Source organism: Pseudanabaena sp. PCC 9330 (assembly GCF_055795045.1).
In genome coordinates this window covers 137652-159973 of record NZ_JAYFES010000116.1, presented here as the reverse complement: position 1 = coordinate 159973, position 22322 = coordinate 137652, and the positions used below count along the sequence as shown (strand labels likewise).

Annotated in this window: 22 protein-coding genes and 1 riboswitch; of the genes, 10 read left to right on the top strand and 12 right to left on the bottom strand. The window is 59.9% G+C overall.

Annotated elements, in window-relative coordinates; all coding sequences use genetic code 11:
- Positions 1-11: 11 nt before the first annotated feature.
- Positions 12-98, bottom strand: a riboswitch (Fluoride riboswitch).
- A 63-nt stretch (positions 99-161) separates the two neighbouring features.
- Both AC0QKW_RS21550 and AC0QKW_RS21545 read right to left on the bottom strand, forming a co-directional pair.
- A complete protein-coding gene (locus AC0QKW_RS21550) occupies positions 162-977 on the bottom strand; it encodes a sulfite exporter TauE/SafE family protein (protein WP_473153158.1) in 816 nt (271 codons plus the stop codon).
- Between the two features lie 341 nt (positions 978-1318).
- Positions 1319-2521, bottom strand: coding sequence for an argininosuccinate synthase (locus AC0QKW_RS21545; protein WP_473153157.1), 1203 nt, complete (start codon positions 2519-2521; stop codon positions 1319-1321).
- 381 nt (positions 2522-2902) lie between these two features.
- Here AC0QKW_RS21545 and AC0QKW_RS21540 point away from each other — a divergent pair, with 381 nt between their 5' ends.
- The 3 genes from AC0QKW_RS21540 to AC0QKW_RS21530 are packed head-to-tail and all read left to right on the top strand — an operon-like array spanning position 2903 to position 6337.
- On the top strand, positions 2903-5743 hold the full coding sequence (locus AC0QKW_RS21540) for a tetratricopeptide repeat protein (protein WP_473153156.1): 2841 nt from the start codon (positions 2903-2905) through the stop codon (positions 5741-5743).
- A gap of 40 nt (positions 5744-5783) precedes the next feature.
- Positions 5784-6002: a hypothetical protein gene (locus tag AC0QKW_RS21535; RefSeq protein WP_473153155.1), complete on the top strand. Its 219-nt coding sequence runs from the start codon at positions 5784-5786 to the stop codon at positions 6000-6002.
- Between the two features lie 2 nt (positions 6003-6004).
- Positions 6005-6337 (top strand): type II toxin-antitoxin system PemK/MazF family toxin, encoded by a 333-nt coding sequence (locus AC0QKW_RS21530; RefSeq protein ID WP_473153154.1) that lies wholly within the window; start codon positions 6005-6007, stop codon positions 6335-6337.
- On the opposite strand, the gene AC0QKW_RS21525 is transcribed toward AC0QKW_RS21530, so the two are convergent.
- Together AC0QKW_RS21525 and ilvA are read right to left on the bottom strand one after the other, a co-directional pair.
- The gene (locus tag AC0QKW_RS21525; RefSeq protein ID WP_473153153.1) at positions 6309-6599 is read right to left on the bottom strand and encodes a hypothetical protein; all 291 of its coding nucleotides are present in this window, start codon (positions 6597-6599) and stop codon (positions 6309-6311) included. The genes AC0QKW_RS21530 and AC0QKW_RS21525 overlap by 29 nt on opposite strands.
- Positions 6600-6723: 124 nt before the next feature.
- Positions 6724-8235, bottom strand: a complete 1512-nt coding sequence (ilvA, locus tag AC0QKW_RS21520) for a threonine ammonia-lyase, biosynthetic (RefSeq protein WP_473153152.1) — start codon at positions 8233-8235, stop codon at positions 6724-6726.
- 375 nt (positions 8236-8610) lie between these two features.
- Between ilvA and AC0QKW_RS21515 the strand changes: the two genes are divergently transcribed.
- Complete coding sequence (locus AC0QKW_RS21515; RefSeq protein WP_473153151.1) at positions 8611-10836, top strand: hypothetical protein; 2226 nt, start codon at positions 8611-8613, stop codon at positions 10834-10836.
- Positions 10837-11018: 182 nt separating this feature from the next.
- Positions 11019-11954, top strand: a complete 936-nt coding sequence (locus tag AC0QKW_RS21510) for a LysR family transcriptional regulator (RefSeq protein WP_473153150.1) — start codon at positions 11019-11021, stop codon at positions 11952-11954.
- Here AC0QKW_RS21510 and AC0QKW_RS21505 read toward each other — a convergent pair.
- The 3 genes from AC0QKW_RS21505 to AC0QKW_RS21495 all read right to left on the bottom strand — a co-directional run bounded on the left by AC0QKW_RS21505 (position 11951) and on the right by AC0QKW_RS21495 (position 14565).
- The gene (locus tag AC0QKW_RS21505; protein WP_473153149.1) at positions 11951-13195 is read right to left on the bottom strand and encodes a DUF445 domain-containing protein; all 1245 of its coding nucleotides are present in this window, start codon (positions 13193-13195) and stop codon (positions 11951-11953) included. The two genes, AC0QKW_RS21510 and AC0QKW_RS21505, sit on opposite strands and share 4 nt — an antisense overlap.
- On the bottom strand, positions 13182-13922 hold the full coding sequence (gene ubiE / locus AC0QKW_RS21500; RefSeq protein ID WP_473153148.1) for a bifunctional demethylmenaquinone methyltransferase/2-methoxy-6-polyprenyl-1,4-benzoquinol methylase UbiE: 741 nt from the start codon (positions 13920-13922) through the stop codon (positions 13182-13184). The genes AC0QKW_RS21505 and ubiE overlap by 14 nt, the downstream gene beginning before the upstream one ends.
- Before the next feature lie 139 nt (positions 13923-14061).
- Positions 14062-14565 (bottom strand): type IV pilin protein, encoded by a 504-nt coding sequence (locus AC0QKW_RS21495; protein WP_473153147.1) that lies wholly within the window; start codon positions 14563-14565, stop codon positions 14062-14064.
- 228 nt (positions 14566-14793) lie between these two features.
- Between AC0QKW_RS21495 and AC0QKW_RS21490 the strand changes: the two genes are divergently transcribed.
- The gene (locus AC0QKW_RS21490) at positions 14794-15771 is read left to right on the top strand and encodes an NAD-dependent epimerase/dehydratase family protein (RefSeq protein ID WP_473153146.1); all 978 of its coding nucleotides are present in this window, start codon (positions 14794-14796) and stop codon (positions 15769-15771) included.
- A 229-nt stretch (positions 15772-16000) separates the two neighbouring features.
- On the opposite strand, the gene AC0QKW_RS21485 is transcribed toward AC0QKW_RS21490, so the two are convergent.
- The 5 genes from AC0QKW_RS21485 to AC0QKW_RS21465 all read right to left on the bottom strand — a co-directional run bounded on the left by AC0QKW_RS21485 (position 16001) and on the right by AC0QKW_RS21465 (position 18779).
- Positions 16001-16141 carry a hypothetical protein gene (locus AC0QKW_RS21485; protein WP_473153145.1) on the bottom strand — a complete coding sequence of 47 codons (141 nt, stop codon included), beginning with the start codon at positions 16139-16141 and terminating at the stop codon, positions 16001-16003.
- Between the two features lie 5 nt (positions 16142-16146).
- On the bottom strand, positions 16147-17100 hold the full coding sequence (locus tag AC0QKW_RS21480) for an isoaspartyl peptidase/L-asparaginase (RefSeq protein ID WP_473153144.1): 954 nt from the start codon (positions 17098-17100) through the stop codon (positions 16147-16149).
- Positions 17101-17188: 88 nt separating this feature from the next.
- Entirely contained in the window at positions 17189-17329 is a 141-nt protein-coding gene (locus AC0QKW_RS21475; protein ID WP_106868355.1) for a DUF2256 domain-containing protein, read from the bottom strand.
- A gap of 2 nt (positions 17330-17331) precedes the next feature.
- Positions 17332-18036, bottom strand: coding sequence for a GUN4 N-terminal ARM-like repeat domain-containing protein (locus AC0QKW_RS21470; RefSeq protein WP_473153143.1), 705 nt, complete (start codon positions 18034-18036; stop codon positions 17332-17334).
- A gap of 107 nt (positions 18037-18143) precedes the next feature.
- Positions 18144-18779 carry a response regulator transcription factor gene (locus AC0QKW_RS21465; RefSeq protein ID WP_473153142.1) on the bottom strand — a complete coding sequence of 212 codons (636 nt, stop codon included), beginning with the start codon at positions 18777-18779 and terminating at the stop codon, positions 18144-18146.
- A 268-nt stretch (positions 18780-19047) separates the two neighbouring features.
- Here AC0QKW_RS21465 and AC0QKW_RS21460 point away from each other — a divergent pair, with 268 nt between their 5' ends.
- The 4 genes from AC0QKW_RS21460 to AC0QKW_RS21445 all read left to right on the top strand — a co-directional run bounded on the left by AC0QKW_RS21460 (position 19048) and on the right by AC0QKW_RS21445 (position 22293).
- Positions 19048-20475, top strand: a complete 1428-nt coding sequence (locus AC0QKW_RS21460; RefSeq protein ID WP_473153141.1) for an NADP-dependent isocitrate dehydrogenase — start codon at positions 19048-19050, stop codon at positions 20473-20475.
- A 123-nt stretch (positions 20476-20598) separates the two neighbouring features.
- Positions 20599-20877 carry a 30S ribosomal protein S16 gene (rpsP, locus tag AC0QKW_RS21455; RefSeq protein WP_473153140.1) on the top strand — a complete coding sequence of 93 codons (279 nt, stop codon included), beginning with the start codon at positions 20599-20601 and terminating at the stop codon, positions 20875-20877.
- A 31-nt stretch (positions 20878-20908) separates the two neighbouring features.
- Entirely contained in the window at positions 20909-21262 is a 354-nt protein-coding gene (locus AC0QKW_RS21450) for a KH domain-containing protein (protein ID WP_473153139.1), read from the top strand.
- Positions 21263-21321: 59 nt separating this feature from the next.
- Positions 21322-22293 (top strand): PhoH family protein, encoded by a 972-nt coding sequence (locus AC0QKW_RS21445; RefSeq protein ID WP_473153138.1) that lies wholly within the window; start codon positions 21322-21324, stop codon positions 22291-22293.
- Positions 22294-22322 lie beyond the last annotated feature (29 nt).

The window sequence follows — 22322 nt, the reverse complement described above, 5'->3', positions numbered from 1 at the left end:
CGCCACAAGCCGGAACAGTAGGAGCCATCAGCCTGGTGCGTTACCAACGAGTCAGCCAACGCCAGGCGGTTTCGGCGAGCTCCATCGCCATCTCTGGTATTATGCCACGGGCCACAGGGCTAACCAGCAGATTGACGACGCCCAAAAGCTAGGCTGACCGTCTAGGCCACAGCTGCGTAGCTGCCCCAGGCCTTGTAGAAGAAATACAGCGAGAGCAGGGCCAGCAGGGCGCTAAATAAGAGCGTTACCGTGCGATCGGGCAAGCGCGGCAGCACCCGTGTGCCTACTTGCACCCCCACCACACCCCCCAGACCCAAAATCACCCCAGTCAGCGCCTGCACATTGCCCGCCAGACTGTGCCAGGTCAAGGCCGACAGCCCCGTAATCACGATCGCCCCCAGGCTGGTCTGAATGGCGGTTTTGATATCTTCCTTGAGCAGCAAAATTTGCAGGGGCACCATGACCACGCCACCGCCCACCCCAAACAACCCCGCCAAAAACCCCGCCAGTCCGCCAATACCCGTGCGGGCCAGCACCGGGTCAATCTCTTGGGCTGGGGCCAACGGCTCACCCCCGCCCTCTTGGGCGAGAGCTTCGCGGTGTTTGGCCTGGGCCACAATTTGCTTTTTGAGGTTGACCAGGTAGATATTTAGCAGCAAAAACAGGCCAAACACCCCCAGCAAAACGTACTCAGGAAAAGCCGTTGCCAGCCGCGTGCCTACAAATGCCGTCACCACCGCTGGCAGCCCTAGCAGCAGCAAGTTTTTGAACTTTAGAAAGCCCATGCGCCAGTTTTGCAGACTGCCCACCAGCGAAATCACCACGATCGCCAGGGTGCTGGTACCCACCGCCTCGACCCCCGACAACCCCAGGGCCACCATCACCGGCACCATGATCGTGCCGCCACCAATACCAAGAATGCCGCCGAGCACCCCAGCCGCGATGCCCACTAGAACCAAAATGAAAATGTCACCCATATCTCTTTGCGTTATTCTGCGTGCTGATTGTACGGGGAAAGCAGGCAGGTAAAAGGTGGAAAGCGACGATCGCAGCCGCTCCCTACCCCCACTCGTCTACTCATGCACTCTCCCTACCATGCCAACTGCGTTTGACTAAAAAAAGCCCCGGCCAACTGCTGCCGTCATCACCGTCAAGTAGGCAGCACCGGGCCGATAGACAGCTCTGGTTGCGCATCCACAAACCTGCCAAAGGGCAATGACGCCCACAAGACCAAGTTCTCCGACCAGCTTTAGCTAGTCGGAGAAGCCGATCGCCCCCATGTCTGGGGCTAAACCGCCAGAACCCTAGTTTCGCGCGTTTACCCCCGCAGTTTCTCAGACCAGACGCGGGTGGGTAAACCCCACACGTAGATAAAGCCCTCGGCGGCCTTGTGGTCAAACTGGTCGTCAGAGCTATAGGTGGAGAGGGCGTCGCTGTAGAGGGCCAGCTCAGACTGACGACCCACCACCCGGTTGGTGCCCTTAAACAGCTTCACCCGCACGGTGCCTGTCACCCGCTCCTGGGTCTGCTGAATGAAGGCATCGAGGGCCAGCTTGAGGGGGCTGTACCAAAGACCGTTGTAGACCAGGCGGCTGTAGCTTTCTTCGATGCCGCGCTTGTATTGGGTGACGTCTGCCGTCAGGGTCAGGCTCTCTAGGTCGCGGTGGGCGTCGATCAGCACCAGCAGGGCCGGGGCTTCGTAGATTTCGCGCGACTTGATGCCCACCAGGCGGTTTTCGATCATGTCGATGCGGCCCACGCCGTGGCGACCAGCGATCGCATTCATCTGCGTGATCAACTCCACCGGGCTGAGCGCCTGGCCGTTGAGATGGGTGGGCAGGCCTTTGGTAAAGCCGATGTCTACATATTCCGGCTCGTTGGGGGTGTTTTCGATCGCCTCGGTCATCAAAAACACTTCTTCGAGCGGCTCGGTCATGGGGTCTTCGAGCGGCCCGGCCTCGATGCTGCGGCCCAGCAGGTTGCGATCGATGCTGTAGGGGCTAGACTTTTTCACCTGAAAGCTGAGGCCGTTTTTTTCGCCGTAGGCAATGGCTTCTTCGCGACCCATGCCCCACTCGCGGGCGGGGGCCAGCACCTTGAGGCTGGGGTTGAGAGCGGCGATCGCCACATCAAAGCGCACCTGGTCGTTGCCCTTGCCGGTGCAGCCGTGGGCCACGGCGTCGGCCCCGTAGCGATCGGCGGCCTCCACCAGGGCCTTGGCAATCAGCGGGCGGGCCAGAGCGGTAGACAGCGGGTAGCGGTTTTCATACAGGGCGTTGGCCTGAATGGCCGGAAAAGCGTAGTCGGTAATAAATTCTTCGGTCAGGTCGGCCACCAGCGACTCTTTCACCCCCGCTTTCAGCGCCTTGAGGCGAATCGGCTCTAGCTCGTCGCCCTGGCCCAGATCCGCCGCTAGGGTAATCACCTCTTTGACGCCCCACTCCTGCATCAGGTAGGGGATGCACACAGTGGTGTCAACACCACCGGAATAGGCTAAAACAACTTTCTCTGCGCGACCCATGGGCAACTTCCTGCTTTCCGATAATGGGGATTCTATTTAACACTCGTCCGGGCAGGACGACCCGCCAAACTTACCACAACTCAAATCCTCAATAGGTATAGTGAGGCTCTGGCAATCTGGCCATGGCTATCTTATATGGTGTTGCCCGCCCTGCACTACGGCGATTTAGCAAGATCTGATGACATCTGGCGCATGGTTATGACAACAGCGATCGCTGAAAGGTTTTGGCGGTCTCACTATGGTTTGCCCTCTTAGGTTTTGCAGCGACAGGCTAGGTTAAGCACGAAAAAATTGAGCGCCATAGTTTGAGTCTGTTGCCAACTGACCTTTCTCATAAACATCTTCGGCTAGGATTAGCTCAGTATTTGCCCCACCCCCGCTATGCGCCACCCCAGGCTGACGCTGTTTCAAACACTCAGCGCTTTACCGGCTCCCCAATTTGAGCAACTGCGGTTTACCCTCAACCCACCACCGGGAATTGTGCCCGAGGGTGTAGCAGCTCAGGGCAACCGGGTGGCGGCGCTGCTGAGCTGGGTGGAAGGGGCAACGGGCTGCGGGCTAGAGCATCTAAATGAGGTGCTGGAGCAGATTTGTCCAGGATGTTTGGGGGATAAGGAAGGTAAAAACAATGGCGAAGAGCCGCCGTGGATCGTGCCCTATGGCCGCAATCCTTATTTCACCGGGCGGGATGAGGTGCTGACGACGCTGTACCAACAGCTGAATGAGGGGCAAACGGCGGCGATTTCGCAGACCCAGGCAATTAGCGGGCTGGGGGGCATTGGCAAAACCCAGACGGCGGTGGAATATGCCTACCGCTATCGCGACGACTATCGCTATGTGTTTTGGGTGGGGGCCGATACGGAGCTGGAGCTGACCAGTGGCTATGTTGCGATCGCCCAGCGCCTCAACCTGCCGCTAAAAGATGCCGAAAACCAGGATGAAACCGTGCAGTCGGTGCGGGTGTGGCTGGGGCGAGAAGAGGGCTGGCTGCTAATTTTCGATAACGGCGATCGCCCCGAACTGGTGGAGCCGTTTTTACCCCGCGAGATTAAGGGCCATATTCTGGTGACCTCCCGAGCCCAAGACTTTCAAGACCTGGGCATTGTGCAGCCGGTAACAATAGAGACGCTGAACGCAGAAGATGCCGTAGCATTTCTCCTAACCCGTACCGGACGCATGAACTCCGTAGGGGCGTTGGCGCAGCCGAGCCAGAGGCTCTATGGCATTCGCACAACGCGGGGAATTGAATCAACCACCGAACTCCAAGCCGCCACCGACCTCGCCGCAGAACTAGGCTACCTGCCCCTCGCCCTCGAACAGGCCGCCGCCTACATCGTCACCAACCGAGTGCCTTTTACCGACTACCTCAACAGCTACCGCAAACAGCGGCTCAAGCGGCTCGAAAAAGCCAAACCCAAGCTGGGCAACTACCCCGACTCTGTAGCTACCACCTGGGCCTTAAACCTAAAGGAGGTGCAGAAAGACGCCCCCGCCGCTGCGGCCCTGCTGAACTACTGCGCCTTTCTGCATCCCGACGGCATTCCCTTTAACCTGTTTACCCAGGGGGCGGCAGAGCTGGGAGAGCCTCTGACCAAGGCCCTGGCCGACGCAGCCGACGATCCCCTGGAACTCTACGACTTACTGAACCCGCTGTGTAGCTATTCACTAATTCGAGTGGAGCCAGAGAGCCAGAGCTTTAGCCTGCATCGCCTGGTGCAGGAGGTGATACGGGCTGAGCTAGGAGATGACGGCTGCCAGAGCTTGGTGGAACCGTTGTTTAGGGCGATCGCGCAGTTGACCCCAGAGAAAGACGAGGGTTTTGATTACCAAGATTGGCTCGCCTTGACCCCACTGGTGAACCATGTCCAAGAACTGGCTAGCCATTGCCAGCAGAGCAATATTGCCTCAACCAGAGCCGCTGACGTATTTCACGTAATGAGTGCTTACCTGATAGAACGGGGGCAATATACCCTGGCTGATCCGCTCTTACGGCAATCACTAAGATTACGTCAAAGCCTGCTACGGAACGAGCATGAAGACATTGCCTCTAGTCTCAATAGTCTTGGGCAGCTAGAGTATTATCGAGGCCGCTACAACGAGGCTGAATCCCTTTGCCAAGATGCCCTGGCAATGAGGAAGCAGTTATTTGGCGACGAGCATCCCGATGTAGCCCAGAGCCTTAACAATCTGGGGGCGCTCTACGATAATCAAGGCCGCTATAGCGAGGCCGCCGCTCTCTATCAGGATGCCCTGGCAATAAGAAAACGGCTATTGGGCGACGAGCATCCCGATGTAGCCCAAAGCCTCAATAATTTGGCGGCGCTCTACGATAATCAAGGCCGCTACAGCGAGGCCAAGCCCCTCTACCAGGATGCCTTGGCGATGAGAAAACGGCTATTGGGCGACGAGCATCCCGCTGTGGCCAGTAGCCTCAACAATCTGGCAGTGCTCTACGATAGTCAAGGCCACTATAGCAAGGCCGAACTGCTTTACCAGGATGCCCTGGCAATGAGAAAACGGCTGTTGGGCGACGAGCATCCCGCTGTGGCTCTTAGTCTTAACAATCTGGCAGAACTCTACAGAGGTCAAGGCCATTACAGCAAGGCCGAACCGCTTTACCAGGATGCCCTGGCAATGAAAAAACGGCTGTTGGGCGATGAGCATCCTGATGTGGCTAGTAGTCTTAACAATCTGGCGGTGCTCTACCAACAGCAAGGTCGTTATGACGAAGCCCAACCGCTCTACCAAGACGCCCTGGCGATGCGCAAACGGCTGTTGGGCTGTGAGCATCCTGATGTGGCCTATAGCCTTAATAATCTGGCGGCGCTTTACCAACAGCAAGGCCGTTATGGCGAAGCCCAACCTCTGTTAATAGAAACTATAAATCTGTTTCGGCAGTTTCTGGGTAATGAGCATCCTAATTTAGCCGTAAGCCTCAATAACTTGGCCCGATGCTATCGCGAAACGGCTAACTACGATCGCGCCGAAGAACTTTGCCAAGAAGCGTTAGCCATTGCCCAAGCAGCGTTACCCACAGATCACCACTTTAACGGTCGTTTCCTCGATGATTTCGCCACCCTCCGCGCCGCCCAGGGTCGCATCGAAGAAGCGCGATCGCTCTACCAACAAGCGATCGCCATCCTCGAACCCAAACTGGGGGCCGAGCACCCCTGGACGGTGCGCTGCCGCGAAAACTTAGCCAAAGTAGAGAATGGTGAGTAGTGGGTCGTTGTTTGAATTGATACTTGGGGATTAAGCAGCGATGAAAGCCTATGAGTTTGCGGGGGAAGTGATGGCCGATGGGCAGCTCAAATTGCCAGAGTCTGCCCTGGCGCAGTTGGCAGGGCATCACGCTGTCCGAGTCATTGTGCTCGTTCAAGACTCGCCCGAAGGCGAGGAAGAAGCCGAGTGGCGTGCGATGGCGGCTAAGCAGTTTTTGGCAGGCTACAGCGAAGCTGATGCCATCTACGACACGCTGTAACTATGACCACCTATCAACCGGGAGATGTGGTTTTGCTGGCGTTTCCCTTCACCGATGGCATTCGCCAAAAACAGCGCCCAGCCCTGGTGCTGCTAGATACAGACGACCCAGATATTGTGGTGGCCCGCATTACAAGCCAACCCTACACCACAGCTTTTGATGTCGCCCTTACAAACCAGGCTGAGGCGGGTTTGCTGCTGCCTTCAGTCGTCCGGCTACACAAGCTAGCGACCCTAGAGAAAAGTACGGTTAGCCGCTGTTTGGGGCATCTTGCGGCCCAAGATTGGGCCAGGGTTATGACTGTGCTCAACGTGCTATGGGGGCTAAGCCCATAGCGATCGTGACGTAGAACAGCGGCAAAACCAGCCCAGCTAAGTCGAGCAGGGGGGCCACCACCGCCAGCTTGACGGTATTTTCGAGCAGCGATCGCCGTTCCAGATTGGCATAGGCCGCCTCTACCCGCGCCAACTGCTCCAGTTCCGCTGGGCTCAGCGCAGACAAATCGCCCTGCCATTCTGAGAAAAACGTGCGTTGGCGAAGCCGCTCCTGAAAGAGTATCGGTGACCTCCTGAAGCCCAAAGTGCTGCTCCAGGTCATACAAGGTCAACTGCTCAATCGGTAATGTCTGCACCATGGCAACACCTCCTACCGCTATTGTGGCATTTGCGAACCGCCCAAATTCTCCTAAAGACCGAATACCATCCGACTGGAACTAGCAGCCTCAGCCCAAAAACAGCTTGTAGGCGGGGTTTTGGTTTTCGTCCCAATACTGGTAGCCGAGGCCGTCGAGAAAGGCCTGCCACTGGGGCATTTCGTCGGGCGGCACCTGAATGCCGGTGACAATGCGGCCATAGTCGGAGCCGTTGTTGCGGTAGTGGAACAGGCTGATGTTCCAGTCGGGGCTCATGGCGCTGACAAATTTCATCAGCGCGCCAGGGCGCTCGGGAAACTCAAACCGGTAGAGCAGCTCGTCATGGGCCAGGGGCGACTTGCCGCCGACCATGTGGCGCAGGTGCATTTTCGAGAGTTCGTCATCGGTGAGATCGAGGGTTTTGAGGCCCTCCGACTCAAACAGCCGGGCCATCTTTTGGGCGTCGGCGCGGCCCTGCACCTCTAGGCCAACGAAGATGTGGGCTTCGTGGTTGTCGGCAATGCGGTAGTTAAACTCGGTCAGGTTGCGAGTGCCGATGCATTCGCAGAATGACTTGAGGCTGCCCGGCGTTTCAGGAATGGTGACGGCAAAGATGGCCTCGCGGTGTTCGCCGATCTCGGCCCGCTCGGCCACAAACCGGAGGCGATCGAAATTCATGTTGGCCCCGCAGGCGACGGCCACCAGGGTTTGGTCAGCGATGCCTTCACGCTCGACGTAGGCTTTGGCTCCGGCGATCGCCAGCGCCCCCGCCGGTTCTAAAATCGATCGCGTGTCTTCAAACACATCTTTAATCGCCGCGCAGATGTCGTCCGTGCTGACCAAGATCACCTCGTCCACATACTGCTGGCAGAGGCGAAAGGTCTCTTCGCCCACCTGGCGCACGGCCACCCCATCGGCAAACAGGCCCACCTGGCTGAGGCGCATCCGCTCCCCCGCTTTGAGAGACTGGGCCATAGCATCGGCCTCGATCGGCTCCACGCCGATGATCTTGATCTCAGGGCGCAACCGCTTGACGTAGGCGGCGATGCCCGCAATCAGCCCGCCCCCGCCGATCGCCACAAAAATGGCGTGAATAGGCCGGGGATGCTGCCGCAAAATCTCCATGCCGATGGTGCCCTGGCCCGCAATTACATCCGGGTCGTCGAAGGGATGGACAAAGGTCAGGCCCTTTTCCTCGGCCAGTTGGCAGGCGTGGGCGTAGGCGTCGTCGTAGGTTTCGCCGTAGAGCACCACTTCGCCGCCCCTGGCCCGCACCGCATTCACCTTCATCGCCGGGGTGGTGGTGGGCATGACGATGATGGCGCGGGTGCCCAGCTGCTTGGCCCCCAGGGCCACCCCCTGGGCGTGGTTGCCCGCCGACGACGCCACCACCCCAGCGGCCAGCTGCTCGGCCGACAGGTGGGCCATTTTGTTGTAGGCTCCCCGCAATTTAAAGGAGAACACCGACTGCATATCTTCGCGCTTCAGCAGCAGCCGGTTGTGCAGCCGCGCCGACAGGTTAGGGGCCTCCTCCAGGGGGGTTTCCTGGGCCACATCGTAGACCCTGGCGGTGAGAATGCGTTCGAGGTAGTCGGTGGGCATTGGGGAGCTAGGGCGAAGGGGTCAAGCTTAATTCTACGGTGAGGGGGGGATGGGTTTGAGGGGGCAGGCTGGAGATCGATCGCTGGGGAGAGTTTGGCGGAGGGGGTTGGCGCGTTGGCAGGTTGACGTGTTGGCAGGTTAGAACGCTTTGCGTCTCTATGGGATGACGTAACTAATGGGCCTGCAGCTATGGGTTTTCGAGCAGGAGAGTCAGGCTTTCTCAAAGATTGAGCTGAGGGATGCAGGCCTGGGGAGCGCAAGTTGGAATCGTGAGATAGAGTTGCAGATAAAACTGGTGCGGTGACTCCGCCTATGTCTGTTCGTTCTTCTATACGCCCTTCAGGAAGTCCTGCTGGACAGCCCACTGAACGGTCTTTGGCCCGCCGCCCAGGCACCGCTGGGCCGGTGCAGGTGTGGGTGAGGGCTAGACCGTCACGGCTTTGGCGCTGGTTGGGGGTTTTGCTGGCGGTGGGTGGCCTGGCTGGCGGGGTGGCGCTGCTGGGGTTGAGCTTTCGTCTGGGTCTGCGGCTGATGCTTGACCCGGCAGCCACCCTAGAGAAATGGCCCCAGGCGTTGGCTCAGTGGCAGCGATCGCCCCAAACGGCCCTGCCCCCAGCGACCACCCTAGAGGAGCTGCAACAGAGCCTGGAGGGGAGCCAGCGGCTCGGCGAACCGCTGCGGCTGGGTGACCTCGACGTCGCAGGCCATGAGGTGCTGCTGTTGCCGGTACTGGAATCGGAGAGCATTGTCTCCCTCACGGTGTTTCAGGCGCAGCAGGGAGAGCTGAGGGCGATCGCATCGCTGCCGATCGATCCCCTGGCTCAAGATACGGTACTAGCCCCCCTGCTCCGCAGCTCCCAGGGGCCGACGGCGGTACCCCCCAGCTTTGCGCTGATGCGAGTGGTGCCGCTGCCGCCGCCCCCGACAGATGCCAACGGCCTCTGGCTGACTCTGGAGGGCACCTGGCAACAGCAGGGGTTGACCCTGCGCTACGGGCAGCTCCTACATTTTGACCCCGAGGCCCAGCGCCTAACGCCGCTAGCATCCTGGAGCAGCCCAGCCAATCAGCTGCCCCAGTGGGCCGATCTCGATGGCGACGGCCCGCCCGATCTGGTTGTGGATGAAACCCTGGGCCTAGAGCCAGCGCTGCGCGGCTGGCAGGTGTTGGCTGGGGCACCGCCGCGCCTACGGCCAGTATCGTGGGTGCAGGTGCCGGTAGATGCTGCGGGCCAGGCTGGGGCCTACCAGCAGGCCTTGCGGTTGGCCAGGGGGGGGCTGTGGGGGTCAGCCCAGGCCCAATTGGCCAAGTTCAAAACCGCCCAGCCTGGGGTCTGGAACCCTGCCGCCGAGGCCCAGCTGCGCCTGAGCGATCGCCACGCCGCCATCACCCGCCGCCAGGCTGACCAAGACTGGTCGGCTCCCACCCAGCAGATTTTGGCCCAGCTCATCGATGGGCGTTGGGAAGATGCCCTGCTGCGCTTGGAATCAACTCCAGACCTTATTCCAGCGCTGCTGCATCGGCTGGGTAGCGATCGCGGCCGCATGTGGAACCGCATTAGCACCGCAGCGGGCCAGCCTGACCCGACACCCGCCGTCTACGTGTGGGGTGGCCTAGCCCTCAAGGCCCAGCAGAGCCAGCCCAGCCGGTCAGAGGGGGCCACCCAAGACTGGCTCGATCGGCAGTCGGTGTCTGCCGCCGCTCGCCAGCGGTTGGCGCAGATTCTCTCCTCTGGGGCTGTCGCTCAGGTTTCAGGTTCTGCTTCGGGGGCCACCGATGCTCAGGCGGCTACTTCAGCTAGCGCCGCATCAGCCCTGGCCCTAGAGCCGGTGCAGGCGATCGTAGGCCAGGCCACTGCCATTCCCACGCCCGAGGGGGGCTATGCCGCCCCAGGGCAGTCTTTCGACCCAGCGCTGGGCCAGTGGTATGCCGTAGAGCTGCGGGCCAGGCAACAATCCCAGGGCTGGCAGCCAGGCTCTTTCACCCTGCCCCCCGACGCAGAGCTGGCGTCAGTATGGCTAGCCCTAGAGCCGACGGCTCGGCCATGGCCCCAAATTCTGCACTGGGTCAGCCCCACCACGGGCATCTCTGCCCCCCTCACCCTGCGGGGGGTCACCCTAGCCAATGGCATCCCCACTTTGCTGGCCACCGGCCCCGCCGCCACCGCCTCGGTGCTGCCACCGCTGGTCTATTCCGCTGGTGCTCTGGTGTGGCTCGATCGCAGCCAGAGCCATACCCCGACTGCTGGGGCGATCGCCGCCGCCCTCCGGCCCTATCTGGCCAGTGCAGCATCTTCTTCGGAGCTGGCCGCGCCCCCTCGCCAGCACAGCCTCGACCTGAACGGTGACGGCCAGCTAGAGCAGGTCTTGACCTGGGATGCGATCGCCCTAGCCGACTTAAAAAGGGCTGGCATACCGGTCGCTGGCGATGCTCCCAAAACCGTCATTCTTACGGCCAACAATGCCATTCTCTATAGCGACCTGCTGACCGCCCAAACCCTAGTCGCTCTGACCGCCGCGACCCCAGGCGGAGCGATGGGGCTGGTGGTGCATCGCCCCACGGGCTACGACCTGTTGACCTGGGCCACCGGACGTTTTGAGTAAAGCGTCTCTGAGCAAGAAGATCTCCCCGTGTCGGGGCGCAGAGCCTGCGCCCTGGGCAGACGACAAACGTCTTCGGTATTTTTGTTCCCGCATCGGCCTAAGATTCTGATGTCGTCTATGAGCGGTTTGCAGTTTGGGTCTGCGGTAGGCTCCTAGGATGTTTTGGGCTGACGCAGACACCGATGAAAGACAACCATCAAAACCAGATGAAGCTGTCTCAGCTCCGCATTTTGGTGGCTGTGGCCGACCAAGAGACCTTTAGCGAGGCGGCTCTCTACCTCGACATGTCGCAGTCGGCGGTGAGCCACAGCATCTCGGCTCTAGAAGACCATCTGGGGGTGGTGTTGTTTTCGCGGGGGCGACACGGGGCGCGGCTGACCCCGGTGGGCGATCGCATTGTCAGCCATGCCCGCACTATTTTGCAGCAGACCGAGGCGATCGCCCGCGAGGCCGACCTAGCTCGGGGGCTCCAGGGAGGCCAGGTGCGCATCGCCTCCTTCCGCAGCATTGCCATTCACCTGCTGCCCGATGCGATCGCCCAGTTTAAGCACCACCACCCCGACATCGCCGTCAACCTCAGCGAGCACGACAACTACCTCCAGGTAGAGAAAGCCCTGCGGGAGGGCCGCGCCGACATTGGTCTCACCCTGCTGCCCGCTGGCGACGAGTTCGACACCTGGGAAATTCTAGAAAACGCCTACGTAGCGCTGTTTCCCCCAGAGTTTAAGCCGGCTGGGGCCGAGTTGACCTGGGCCGACCTGGCCCAGCACCCGCTGATCATGCCCCCCGCCGATCGCATCATGATGCGCGAGGTCTACGACCATATTCAGTCCTACGGTTACCAGCTCAACGTGGTCTCTGAGGTCGAGACCGACACCACCATCGTCAATCTGGTGGCCCAGGGTTTGGGTGCCACCGTGCTCCCCCGCCTGGCGGCGGAGCCCATTCCGGCTTCGGTGCAGGTGTATGGGCTGCCGGTGCCCCTGGTGCGGGTGGTGGGGGCAGCGGTGCTGGCCGAAGCCATGCACACCCCCGCCATCTACGCCTTTCTCGACGTGCTCAAAAATCTCGGCCAGGCGATCGCGCCAGCAACCCTGGCCACCGCCCCGGCCCCCTAAGAGAGACCCGATCGCTGGAGGTAGAAAAACACCGCCTGGAGCAGACCGATGGCAAAGCCCAAAATGCCCCCCAGATTGACAATCGCCTGGAGTTCGCTGCGCACAATCCCCTGGATTGCCAGCTCCAGATCCTTCGCTGAGGTGCCCCGCACCCGGTCGATAATCACCTGATCAATATTGAGAATGGGGATAATCTGCGCCACCAGCGACTCCAGATCGCGCTCCAGGTAGCGTTCTAAAATCAGCGCCAGCTCTTCGCTCACCGGGTCGAGAGATTGGGTGATCACCGCCGAATTTTGCAGCCGGTTGAGCAGCTGGGTGGCCAGGGTTTCCCAGTTGACCGAGGCTCCGAGACCGCGCACAAAATCAGGCCCCAGGGTTTGAATATAGCCCTGCACCGCCTCTCGCAGGTTGCGGCGCACCTGGCGCACCGTCGAGACCGGCAGATTTTGCAGCGACACCCGCTGGAGTGAATCCTGGAGCCGTTTCTTAAGCTGCAGCGCCACGATCAGCTCCCCAATGCGGGCGTTGGTCACCTCCCGCTCGTCGAGGCAAAAGGCCCGCAGGCGACCGAGAGCATTGCGCACACCAAACAGGTTGGCCACCACCCAGTAGGTGCCGCTGGTGCGCTCGCGAAAGATGGTGTCGATCACCTGAATGTTGCGATCGGTAAGAAAGTCAATCACCAGCTGCCTGACCCGATCGGGCGGAAACACCCCGCTCAGCAGCCAGGTGGCGATCTGGTCGGCCTGGTCAGGGGTGAGCTTAAAGTCGACCAGCACCTGATCAAACAGCTGGTTGAGCTGCGGTTCGAGAAAATCGTCACGCCGCGCCCACACCCGAATCAGGCGCGGCAGCGACTTGCCAAACAGGTCTTGCAAAATGGCCCCGGCAATCTTAGCGGTGCGCTCCTGGGCGCGGCTCTGCACCTGGTCGAGGGCTAACTGCAACAGCCACTTGATCGCCGCCTGGGTGCGATCGGTTTGCAGCAGACGGCGGGCCAGGTTTTGCAGCTCTTCGGGGGTGAGCAGCGACCCCATAATCGTGTCAGAGATGCGCTGGGCCAGCCGCTCCTGGTTGCTGGGTATTAGCCCTGGGGTAAAGGGCAGCCGCCGCTTGCCCAAATAAATCGCCCGGTAGGGGCGAAACAGCATCTTGATGGCGATATCGTTGGTGAAATAGCCAATCACACCGCCCACCACCGGCGGGGCCAATAGCAGCCACAGATCAGATCCAATCATGGCCACGGCCCACGACCAACACCCCCATCAGCCCTCCGGCAATGGGGTAGTGAACCGCCCGCTCAAACCCCGCCTGACGAGCCAGGGCCACCTGCTCAGGCCCGGTGGGAAAGCGATCGACGCTGGGGCCAATGTAGGCATACTCGTCGGTGAGCCCCATCTCTCGGGCGGTGGGCACCACCAGCGCCTCTAAGTACCACCGCTGCAACTGCCCGGCTAACCCCCCCTGGGGCCGGTGAAAGTCGAGAATGGCTGCCCTGGCACCGGGCTTAAGCACCCGCCGCAGCTCTGCCAGCCCCTGGGGAATGTCGGTGAGGTTGCGCAGGCCGTAGCCCATGGTGGCGGCGTCAATGCTGGCGGTCTCGATGGGCAGAGCCAGGGCATCGCCCTGAATCCATTGCAGGGTGGCGGGCGGCACCAGGGGCGATCGCCGCGCCCAGCGCTCTGCCGCCACCGCCAGCAGCTCAGAAGAAAAGTCGACCCCGTAGACGGTACCCGTAGCCCCCACCGATCGCGCCAGCATCAGGGCCAGGTCGCCACTGCCGCAGCACACATCTAGAGCCGTGTGGCCGGGAGCAACCCCGCTCCAGCCGATAGCCATCTGCTTCCACACCCGGTGCAGGCCAAAGCTGAGCCGCTCATTGAGGCGATCGTAGACCGGGGCAATGCGGTTAAACAGCCCCTGAATCTCAGCGGCGGTTGGCGGTGTTGGCTGGGCGAGTCCCACGGTGGCAGCGACAGAAAGATCAACCTTTACTCTAGCGCTGCCCCTGGGCCTCAGCCACAGTACCGCGTGGGGTTTGTTACATGGAGCAAGGCGTCCCCAATGCCTAGAGCACTCCCATCCCGTCGTCTAGAGCCCAAAACTATAGGGTGTTGCAGTTGGCCACCTGTTTCTCACCGCCGGTCTCTACCAGGGTGGGCGCTGGCACGGCGGCTGGGGTGCCCTGACAGATGAGAGTATCGACCCTGGCCACGCCCCCAGCATCCATATTGGTAAACGCCACCCCAGCATAGCCGCGCAAAGCCGGACTGGTGGGAGTGGCCTGGGCACTGGTCATAATGCCCTGGTTGCTATCGATGTTGTAGGTATAGCCGGTCGGAGCACTGCCTGGGTCAAAACCCAGCGCTACCGAGGAGGGGGCAAAGAGGTTGTGCTCTAAAAAATACATCTGCTGCGATCGGTTGATCACGCCGATGTATTTGAGGGCTCCGGCCTGTTTGGCTTTGGCGGTCTGACTTAAGAAGCTTGGCAGTGCGATCGCCCCTAAGATACCGATCACCACCACCACTATCAGCAGCTCGATCAGAGTAAACCCGGTTGGGTCAGAGGTACCCAAACGTCTGAGGCGGTGGCGGGAAGGGGGCATCCAGATAGCCATAGAAACTCAACACTCACCAGTAGGTCTCTCAGCCATCTACGCAATTTCTCTGAAAAAACCGGGTAGATCTGCGTAGATTTATTGGCTCTTTAACAAGCGCAACAGTGGCCCTAGTGCAGAGTTATGGCGTCTAGACGACCGCCATTTCCTTCCTATTCCCAAAACCGTCTAAACTGTCTGTCTATAGATCTTCGACCTGTGTGTGCTTTGGACGCTGTGCATTCCACCCCCTCCCGCCCCGAACCGCTGCGCGTATTTATGACCGGGGCCAGCGGCTGCATCGGTCACTATATTCTTGAACTGCTGCTAGGGAGCGATCGCTACGAGCTGTTCTTACTGCTGCGCCATCCCGAAAAGCTGCAGCTGCCGGTGCAAGACCATCCCAGGGTGCACATTCTGCACGGGGGGCTAGAAAACATCGCCCCCTTCGCCGACCTTCTAGCCTCGATGGATATTGCCATTTTGACCGCTGCCGCCTGGGGGGGCGACCCCGCCTACGTCGACGCCATCAACATTGACGCCAACCTGGCCGTGATGGCCCACCTCGACCCCCAGCGCTGCCAGCAGGTGATCTATTTCTCCACCGCCAGCATTTTGAACCGGCAGAGCAACCCCCTACCCGAGGCGGGCCGACTGGGTACCGACTACATTCGCAGCAAGTACGAATGCCACCAGCGGCTGCCCAATCTGCCGATCTACAACAAAATCACCACGGTGTTTCCCACCCTGGTGTTTGGGGGCGACAAAGACAAACCCTACTCGTTTATCTCCGCTGGGCTCAAAGATGTCACCCGCTGGGTAGGTCTAGTGCGGTTTTTTCAGGCCGATGCCGGGTTTCACTTTGCCCATGCCCAAGACATTGCCACGGTGGTCAACTACCTCGTCGAGCATCCCACCACCGGCGGCTATCGCGAGTATGTGCTGGGCAACCCGCCCCTGACGGTCAACCAGGCCGTCGAGCAGATCAGCAGCTACTTTGGCCAACGCATCTGGTTTCGCATTCCCCTGTCCCTGTGGCTGGCCGAGGTGCTAATTAAGGTGTTTCGGGTGCAGATGGCCCCCTGGGACTATTTCTGTATACGCTATCGCCACTTTGTCTACGCCGGGGCGGTCAACCCCGCCAGCTTTGGCATGGAGCCTTACTGCCTCACCCTGGCAGACCTGCTGCGGGTTCACGGCATTTTGGGCCGATAGCGATTCGCTATAGATGGCTGATACGAAATCCGCTTTGATCAGCCCCGATTCATAATCAGGAACCTCGTAGGCGCTTGGTAGGGGCTTGGCATGCTACGCCCCTACCAAGCGGGGGTAGCCAAGCAGGATTTTGTTTGAAATGTGCAATATGTCAGCGCAATAGCGAGTTGATCAAATCCCAAGACTCTCTGCCCTGGGCCTGAAACCACTGCGAAATGACTGAAATGAGCTATTGGGAAATAAAACCCGTCGCCAGCAGGGGCAGCAAAATCAGGGCGGTCAAAATTACCATCAGCGTCGGCACGTCGATGTTGAGCACGTTTTTCTCAGAGGCCGAGGGGTTGCGCTTGGGCGAGTTGGGGTCAGTCATGGGGCTTACACCACTCCGGTTAATGTACCTGAGTTTAGCTCTAGGGTATCACCCACGGCATCACCCGTATGGTAGGCCGCTAGCAGCACGTCGCTGGTTTTACCCCAGGCGATTTGGCCCCGGTGGCTAAGGGCGATCGCACCAAAGTCGCGCCCATTGGCCGCTGCTTCCCCAAACGATTTTTCAAACGCCGCCAAAATATCCATGCCATCGCTCACCCGCACCACAATGCGGGCCGCCAGACACTCGTCGATAATGTCTTCGCCAATGCCCGTACAGCTCACCGCCGCAAAGGCATTGGCATAGTTACCCGCCACGGTGGCCGAGTCACTCACTCGGCCCAGGCGCTCTAGCCCCTTGCCCCCGGTCGAGGTGCCCGCCGCCAGATGCCCCTCCAGATCCAGCACTACCACCCCAATGGTGCCGCGCCGACTTTCAACATCCTCAGGGGCGTCTACCGTCTCGGCCACCACCCCGGCCATAGCGCTCTGAAAGTTGTTGGCCCGCTCCCGCAGCCATTCTTGCAGTCGCAGGTCGGTCACCGGGTCAAAGGGCGGCAGGCGCATCTCGCGCGCCAGTTCAGCCGCGCCCAAGTCAGACAGTACGCGATCGGGGGCGGGTTGCAGGTAGGCCGCCAGATCGATCGGGTGCCGCACCCGCGACACGTTGATAATGCCGCTAAACCGCTGGGCATGGCCATCCATCAGCCCCGCACTCATGCGCACCTGGCCGTCAGATTGCAGCACCGACCCATAGCCCGCATTAAAGTGAGGCGAATCTTCCATCAGCTGGCACCCCATCACCACGCAGTCGCGGGCGCTGGCCCCGGCTTCGGCTTTGGTGTAGACCTGCTTGACAATGCTGTGCAGGTCTGCCCGCAGCGTCATCAGCCGATCCTTATGGCCGTGGGAGCTACCGGCCCCGCCGTGGATGATCACCTTGGGTAAAGCCTGGGTCATAGTGGTTGTCCTTACGCACGCCCCTTAATCTTAAAGGGTCGATCGCCGGAGAACTGTAGCGGGGGCGATCGCACCGTCAGACCAGATTCTAACGACGGCGGCGGCAGCGATCGCTGCAATACTTCACCTCATCCCAGCAGTCGGCCCATTTTTTGCGCCAGGTAAAGGGGCGCTGACACACCGGACACACCTTTGTCGGCAGGTCAGCCTTAGCCCGCTGCTTGGCCACCTTTAGCCCTCCTGGCTCCAGGCCGGGTGGTTGAGCAACGCCGCCATCATGCGCACGCCACGCAGCTGGTTTGACAGGGGCAGATGGCCATCGGGGGCGCTCAAGTCCCAGATAAAGCCGCCGGGGTAGCGGGTCCAGATATTCTCGTCCTTCCAGGCAATGCGGGGCCAGAGCTTATCCCAATTTTGGCCCAGGCTGAGCCAGATGCGCCGCTGCACCGAGAAGCCAAACTTGCCCTCTGAGTAGATCTGCCACAGCTGGTCAAGGGTCTGCAAATCGACCACCGGAAACTGCTCTACCTCAGTGAAGTAAACCCACTTGCGCTTTACCGCCGTTGGCCCCGCCAGCTCACACAGCTTGGCCAGCGTCAGCCGGTCAGCCTCTTCAAAGTCTTGCTGAATCAGCAGCTTTTGCAGGGGTTCGTAGTCAACCCCCAACTCCGAGGGTGTGTCCAGCCGCCCCTGGGGCCAGTGCTGGGCCAAAAACTCTCGCAGGCTATCCTGCTGGGTGGCGTAGAGCACCTGAAAAATTTTGCCGTCTAGCACCGCCGCCAGCTCGTCTTTGCGATCGGCTAGGGTGCTGGTCAAGACCTCGATCCCCTCTTGCCCCAGGGCCAACAGCTCATGCACTGCCGAAAGCTGCTTCTTGAGCGCATCGCCCTGCAGCTGCGATCGCAAATTCACCAATGTGTCGCCGTCCGAAACCATAGCTACCGCATGAGAGAGCCCATTCCCAATGATAGAACGTCTTGGGTAGCGGGGTGAAGGGGTGGTGAGGATGGTGAGAAAGTGCTTTCTCACCATCCTCACCACCCTCACTTCTCAGACTCCGCCGGCAGCCGATAGCCTTGCTCAAAGGCGAAACGCACGATCTGAGAGCGATTTTCTAGTTTTAGCTTGGTCAGCATGTTGCTGAGGTGGGTCTGCACCGTGCGGGGGCTGAGAAACAGGTGTTCGCCGATCTGCTTGTTGGTAAAGCCCTGCACCACTTCCCAAAAGACGCGCTCTTCGGCTGGCGACAGGGGAAGGGGGGATGGCTGGGCGGTTTGCTCGATCTGGCGCGTCATGGCGCTGTGGAGGCGTTGCGATCGCGCGATCGCCCCTTTCACCTTGGCAATTAGCTCCTGGGCTGAGAAGGGCTTGACCAGGTAGTCGTCAGCGCCGATCAAATGGCCCTGCACCCGGTTGGTAACTTCTCCCAGACTAGAGAGAAAGATGAACGGTACTATCTCACCCTCGGGCTGCGATCGCAGCTGGTGGCAAAACTCAAACCCCGTCATACCGGGCATCATGACATCTGAGACCACCACATCAGCCGGGCTGGCCTTAATTAGAGCCAATGCCTCTTCGCCCGAGGTCGCATTCATCACCTCAAAGCCCTGACTTTGCAGACGCCGAGTCAGGGCCATCTGCAAAACAGCATCATCATCAACGATTAGGACAGTGCTCATAGATCCAGATCTTTAAAGTACGCAGGATGAGAGGGTATTTAGGGGCGCAGAGACGGGCCTAAGGAGACAGACTTAATCGAGAGGGGCGATCGCAGGGGCAGGCCAGAGTCGTTAGGTTGGCCTCTGACTTTGGCAGGCCACCTAGGGTAGCCCAGGGGCTGTCCAGTCTGAGAGCAGACCCAAACTTAAATCGTTGCTAAACGAGCAAAAATGTCGGTTAAAGCGCATTAGACTATGGGATGTTTTGTCGTTAATCGGGCAATTTGCGATGTACGAACGGATCACCCCCCCGACCGTGGGCGAACGCATCACCTTTAAAGATGGCGAGCCGGTGGTGCCAGACATGCCTATAATTCCCTACATTCGCGGCGATGGAACGGGGGTAGACATTTGGCCTGCGGCCCAGCGGGTATTTGATGCGGCGGTGGCGGCAGCCTACGGCGGCAAGCGCGAGATTGTCTGGTTTCGGGTCTATGCCGGTGACGAAGCCTGCGAACAGTACGGCACCTACCAGTACCTGCCCGACGACACCCTCAAGGCGATCGAAGAATTTGGCGTGGCGATCAAAGGGCCGCTGACCACCCCCGTGGGCGGCGGCATCCGCTCCCTCAATGTGGCCCTGCGGCAGATCAACGATCTTTACGCCTGCGTGCGCCCCTGCAAGTACTACCCTGGCACCCCCTCCCCCCACCGCAGCCCCGAAAAGCTCGACGTCATTATCTATAGAGAAAACACCGAGGACATCTACCTGGGCATCGAGTGGAAGCAGGGCGACCCGATCTGCGACCAGCTGATCAAATACCTCAACACCGAGCTGATTCCGGCCACGCCCGAGCACGGCAAAAAACAGATTCCCCTCGATGCAGGCATCGGCATCAAGCCGATCAGCAAAACCGGCAGCCAGCGCCTGGTGCGCCGCGCTATGAAGCACGCCCTGCGCCTGCCCAAAGACAAGCAGCAGGTCACCCTGGTGCACAAGGGCAACATCATGAAATACACCGAAGGGGCCTTCCGTGACTGGGGCTACGAGCTGGCTACCTCAGAATTTCGCGCCGACTGTGTCACCGAGCGCGAATCTTGGATTTTGGGCAATAAAGAAGCCAATCCGGATATCTCCACCGAAGAGAATGCACGCCAGATTGAGCCCGGCTACGATGCGCTGACCCCCGAGAAAAAAGCGGCCATTCATGCCGAAGTCGAGAGCATTCTCGCCGCCATTTGGGACACCCACGGCAACGGCCAGTGGAAAGACAAAATCATGGTGAACGATCGCATCGCCGACAGCATCTTCCAGCAGATCCAGACCCGACCCGACGAGTACTCCATTCTCGCCACCATGAACCTGAATGGCGATTATTTGTCGGACGCAGCGGCGGCGATCGTCGGCGGGTTGGGCATGGGGCCAGGGGCCAACATTGGCGACACCTGCGCCATCTTTGAGGCCACCCACGGCACCGCTCCTAAGCACGCGGGGCTAGACCGCATCAACCCCGGCTCCGTCATTCTCTCCGGCGTGATGATGCTGGAGTACATGGGCTGGCAAGAGGCGGCGGATTTGATCAAAAAAGGTATGGGGGCGGCGATCGCCTCCCGCGAGGTCACCTACGACCTGGCCCGAATGATGGAGCCGCCGGTCAACCCACCGCTGAAGTGCTCAGAGTTCGCCGAGGCGATCGTCAAGCACTTTGAAGACTAGCTGCGCTAAACTCATAGATTGAATCCACGGGTTTCTAATGGTAGGATTAGAAACCTGTGGATTAATTTGGGTGCTGCTGTCTTTACCCAAACCCTTCAACCTTACGAATGTTGCTCAAACCCTATGATTAAGCTTCGACTCAAGCGTTTTGGTAAAAAGCGGGAAGTTAGCTACCGCATCGTCGCCATCAATAGCGCGTCCCGCCGCGATGGTCGTCCCCTCGAAGAAGTGGGCTTTTACAATCCCCGCACCGACGAAACTCGCCTTGACGTGCCCGCCATTACCCGCCGGCTTGAGCAGGGTGCCCAGCCCACCGAAACCGTGCGCCACATTCTTGAGAAAGCCAACTTGCTTGAGAAGCGTATTATCAAGGTGAGCACCGAGGCCAAGGTAGAGGCCTAGGCCGCCGATTGTCTTTAGCCCCCGCCCCGCCATGGATAGCCCCGACTTCCCAGGACTGGTTCGGTTTTTGGTAGAGCCTTTCTTAGACTCGCCAGATTCGTTGCGCATAGACTGCGAAGAAAATGCCACTCAGGCGAAGGTGTGGATTAGAGTTGCCTTTAAGGGCGATGAGCGGGGCAAGGTGTTTGGCCGAGGCGGACGCAATATTCAGGCGATTCGCACGATTTTAAGATCTACGGCAGCGCTTTCGGGCTGGTCGGCCTACATCGATGTCTACGGCACCTCTGACCAAGATGACGAGGGTGACCACAGACCCGTGAAGAGCCCGCCTCGCTCTGCTAGCAAGCCCAAGCCTCAGCTGCGGCCCAAGCTTAGGACTGACTAGCTCGGTCTGGAGGCCGCTTAGCATCTCTAGGCACTGCAAGGTCTAACCTTTTGGTTTAAATGAGTTCTTCTTTGCGCATTGAGTTGCCCACTTCAGAGGGCGCCCTGGCTCTGGCCGGCTACCGAGACGAAAACATTAAGCTCCTGGCCGCCCAAACTGGGGCGGCTTTGGTGTTGCGGGGTCAGGAGTTACTAATTTCAGGCACCGAGAATGGTGCAGCCCTTGCCCAGCGCCTGGTGATGGCTCTAGAGCCCCTGTGGAGCCAGGGGCAGATGGTCACCACCGCCGACATCATGACGGCCCGGCACGCCCTCGACACCGATCGCACCGACGAGCTTCAGGCCATCCACCAAGATGTCGTGGCGCGTACTCGGCGAGGCGAGACGGTACGGGCTAAGACCTTTCGCCAAAAGCAGTATGTCAAAGCCTTGCGTAGCCAGGACATGGTGTTTTGCATCGGCCCGGCGGGCACCGGCAAAACCTTTCTGGCCACCCTGGTAGGCATTCAGGCGCTGCTGAACAACGAGTTTGAGCGCTTGATTCTCACTCGCCCGGCGGTGGAAGCGGGGGAGCGGCTAGGGTTTTTGCCCGGCGATTTACAGCAAAAGGTGAACCCTTACCTACGTCCTCTCTACGACGCCCTCCACGAGCTGGTTGACCCCGAAAAAATTGCCAACCTGATGGAGCGGGGCATTATCGAGGTGGCCCCGCTGGCCTATATGCGAGGGCGCACTCTCAACAACGCCTTTGTAATTATGGACGAGGCCCAAAACACCACCCCAGCTCAGATGAAGATGGTGTTGACCCGTCTCGGATTTAAGTCGCGCATGGTGGTGACCGGCGACATTACCCAGACCGACCTGCCCGCCGATCAAACCTCAGGGCTGGCGATCGCCAAAACCATTTTGCGCGAGGTCGATGGCATTGCCTTTTGCCAGCTCAACCAGGCCGATGTGGTGCGCCACCCCCTGGTACAGCGCATTGTGGCGGCCTACGAAAACTACGAGGCCAAGCCCGCCAGGCAAAGATAAGACGCGATCGCCGCTTGCAGGCAAAGCGC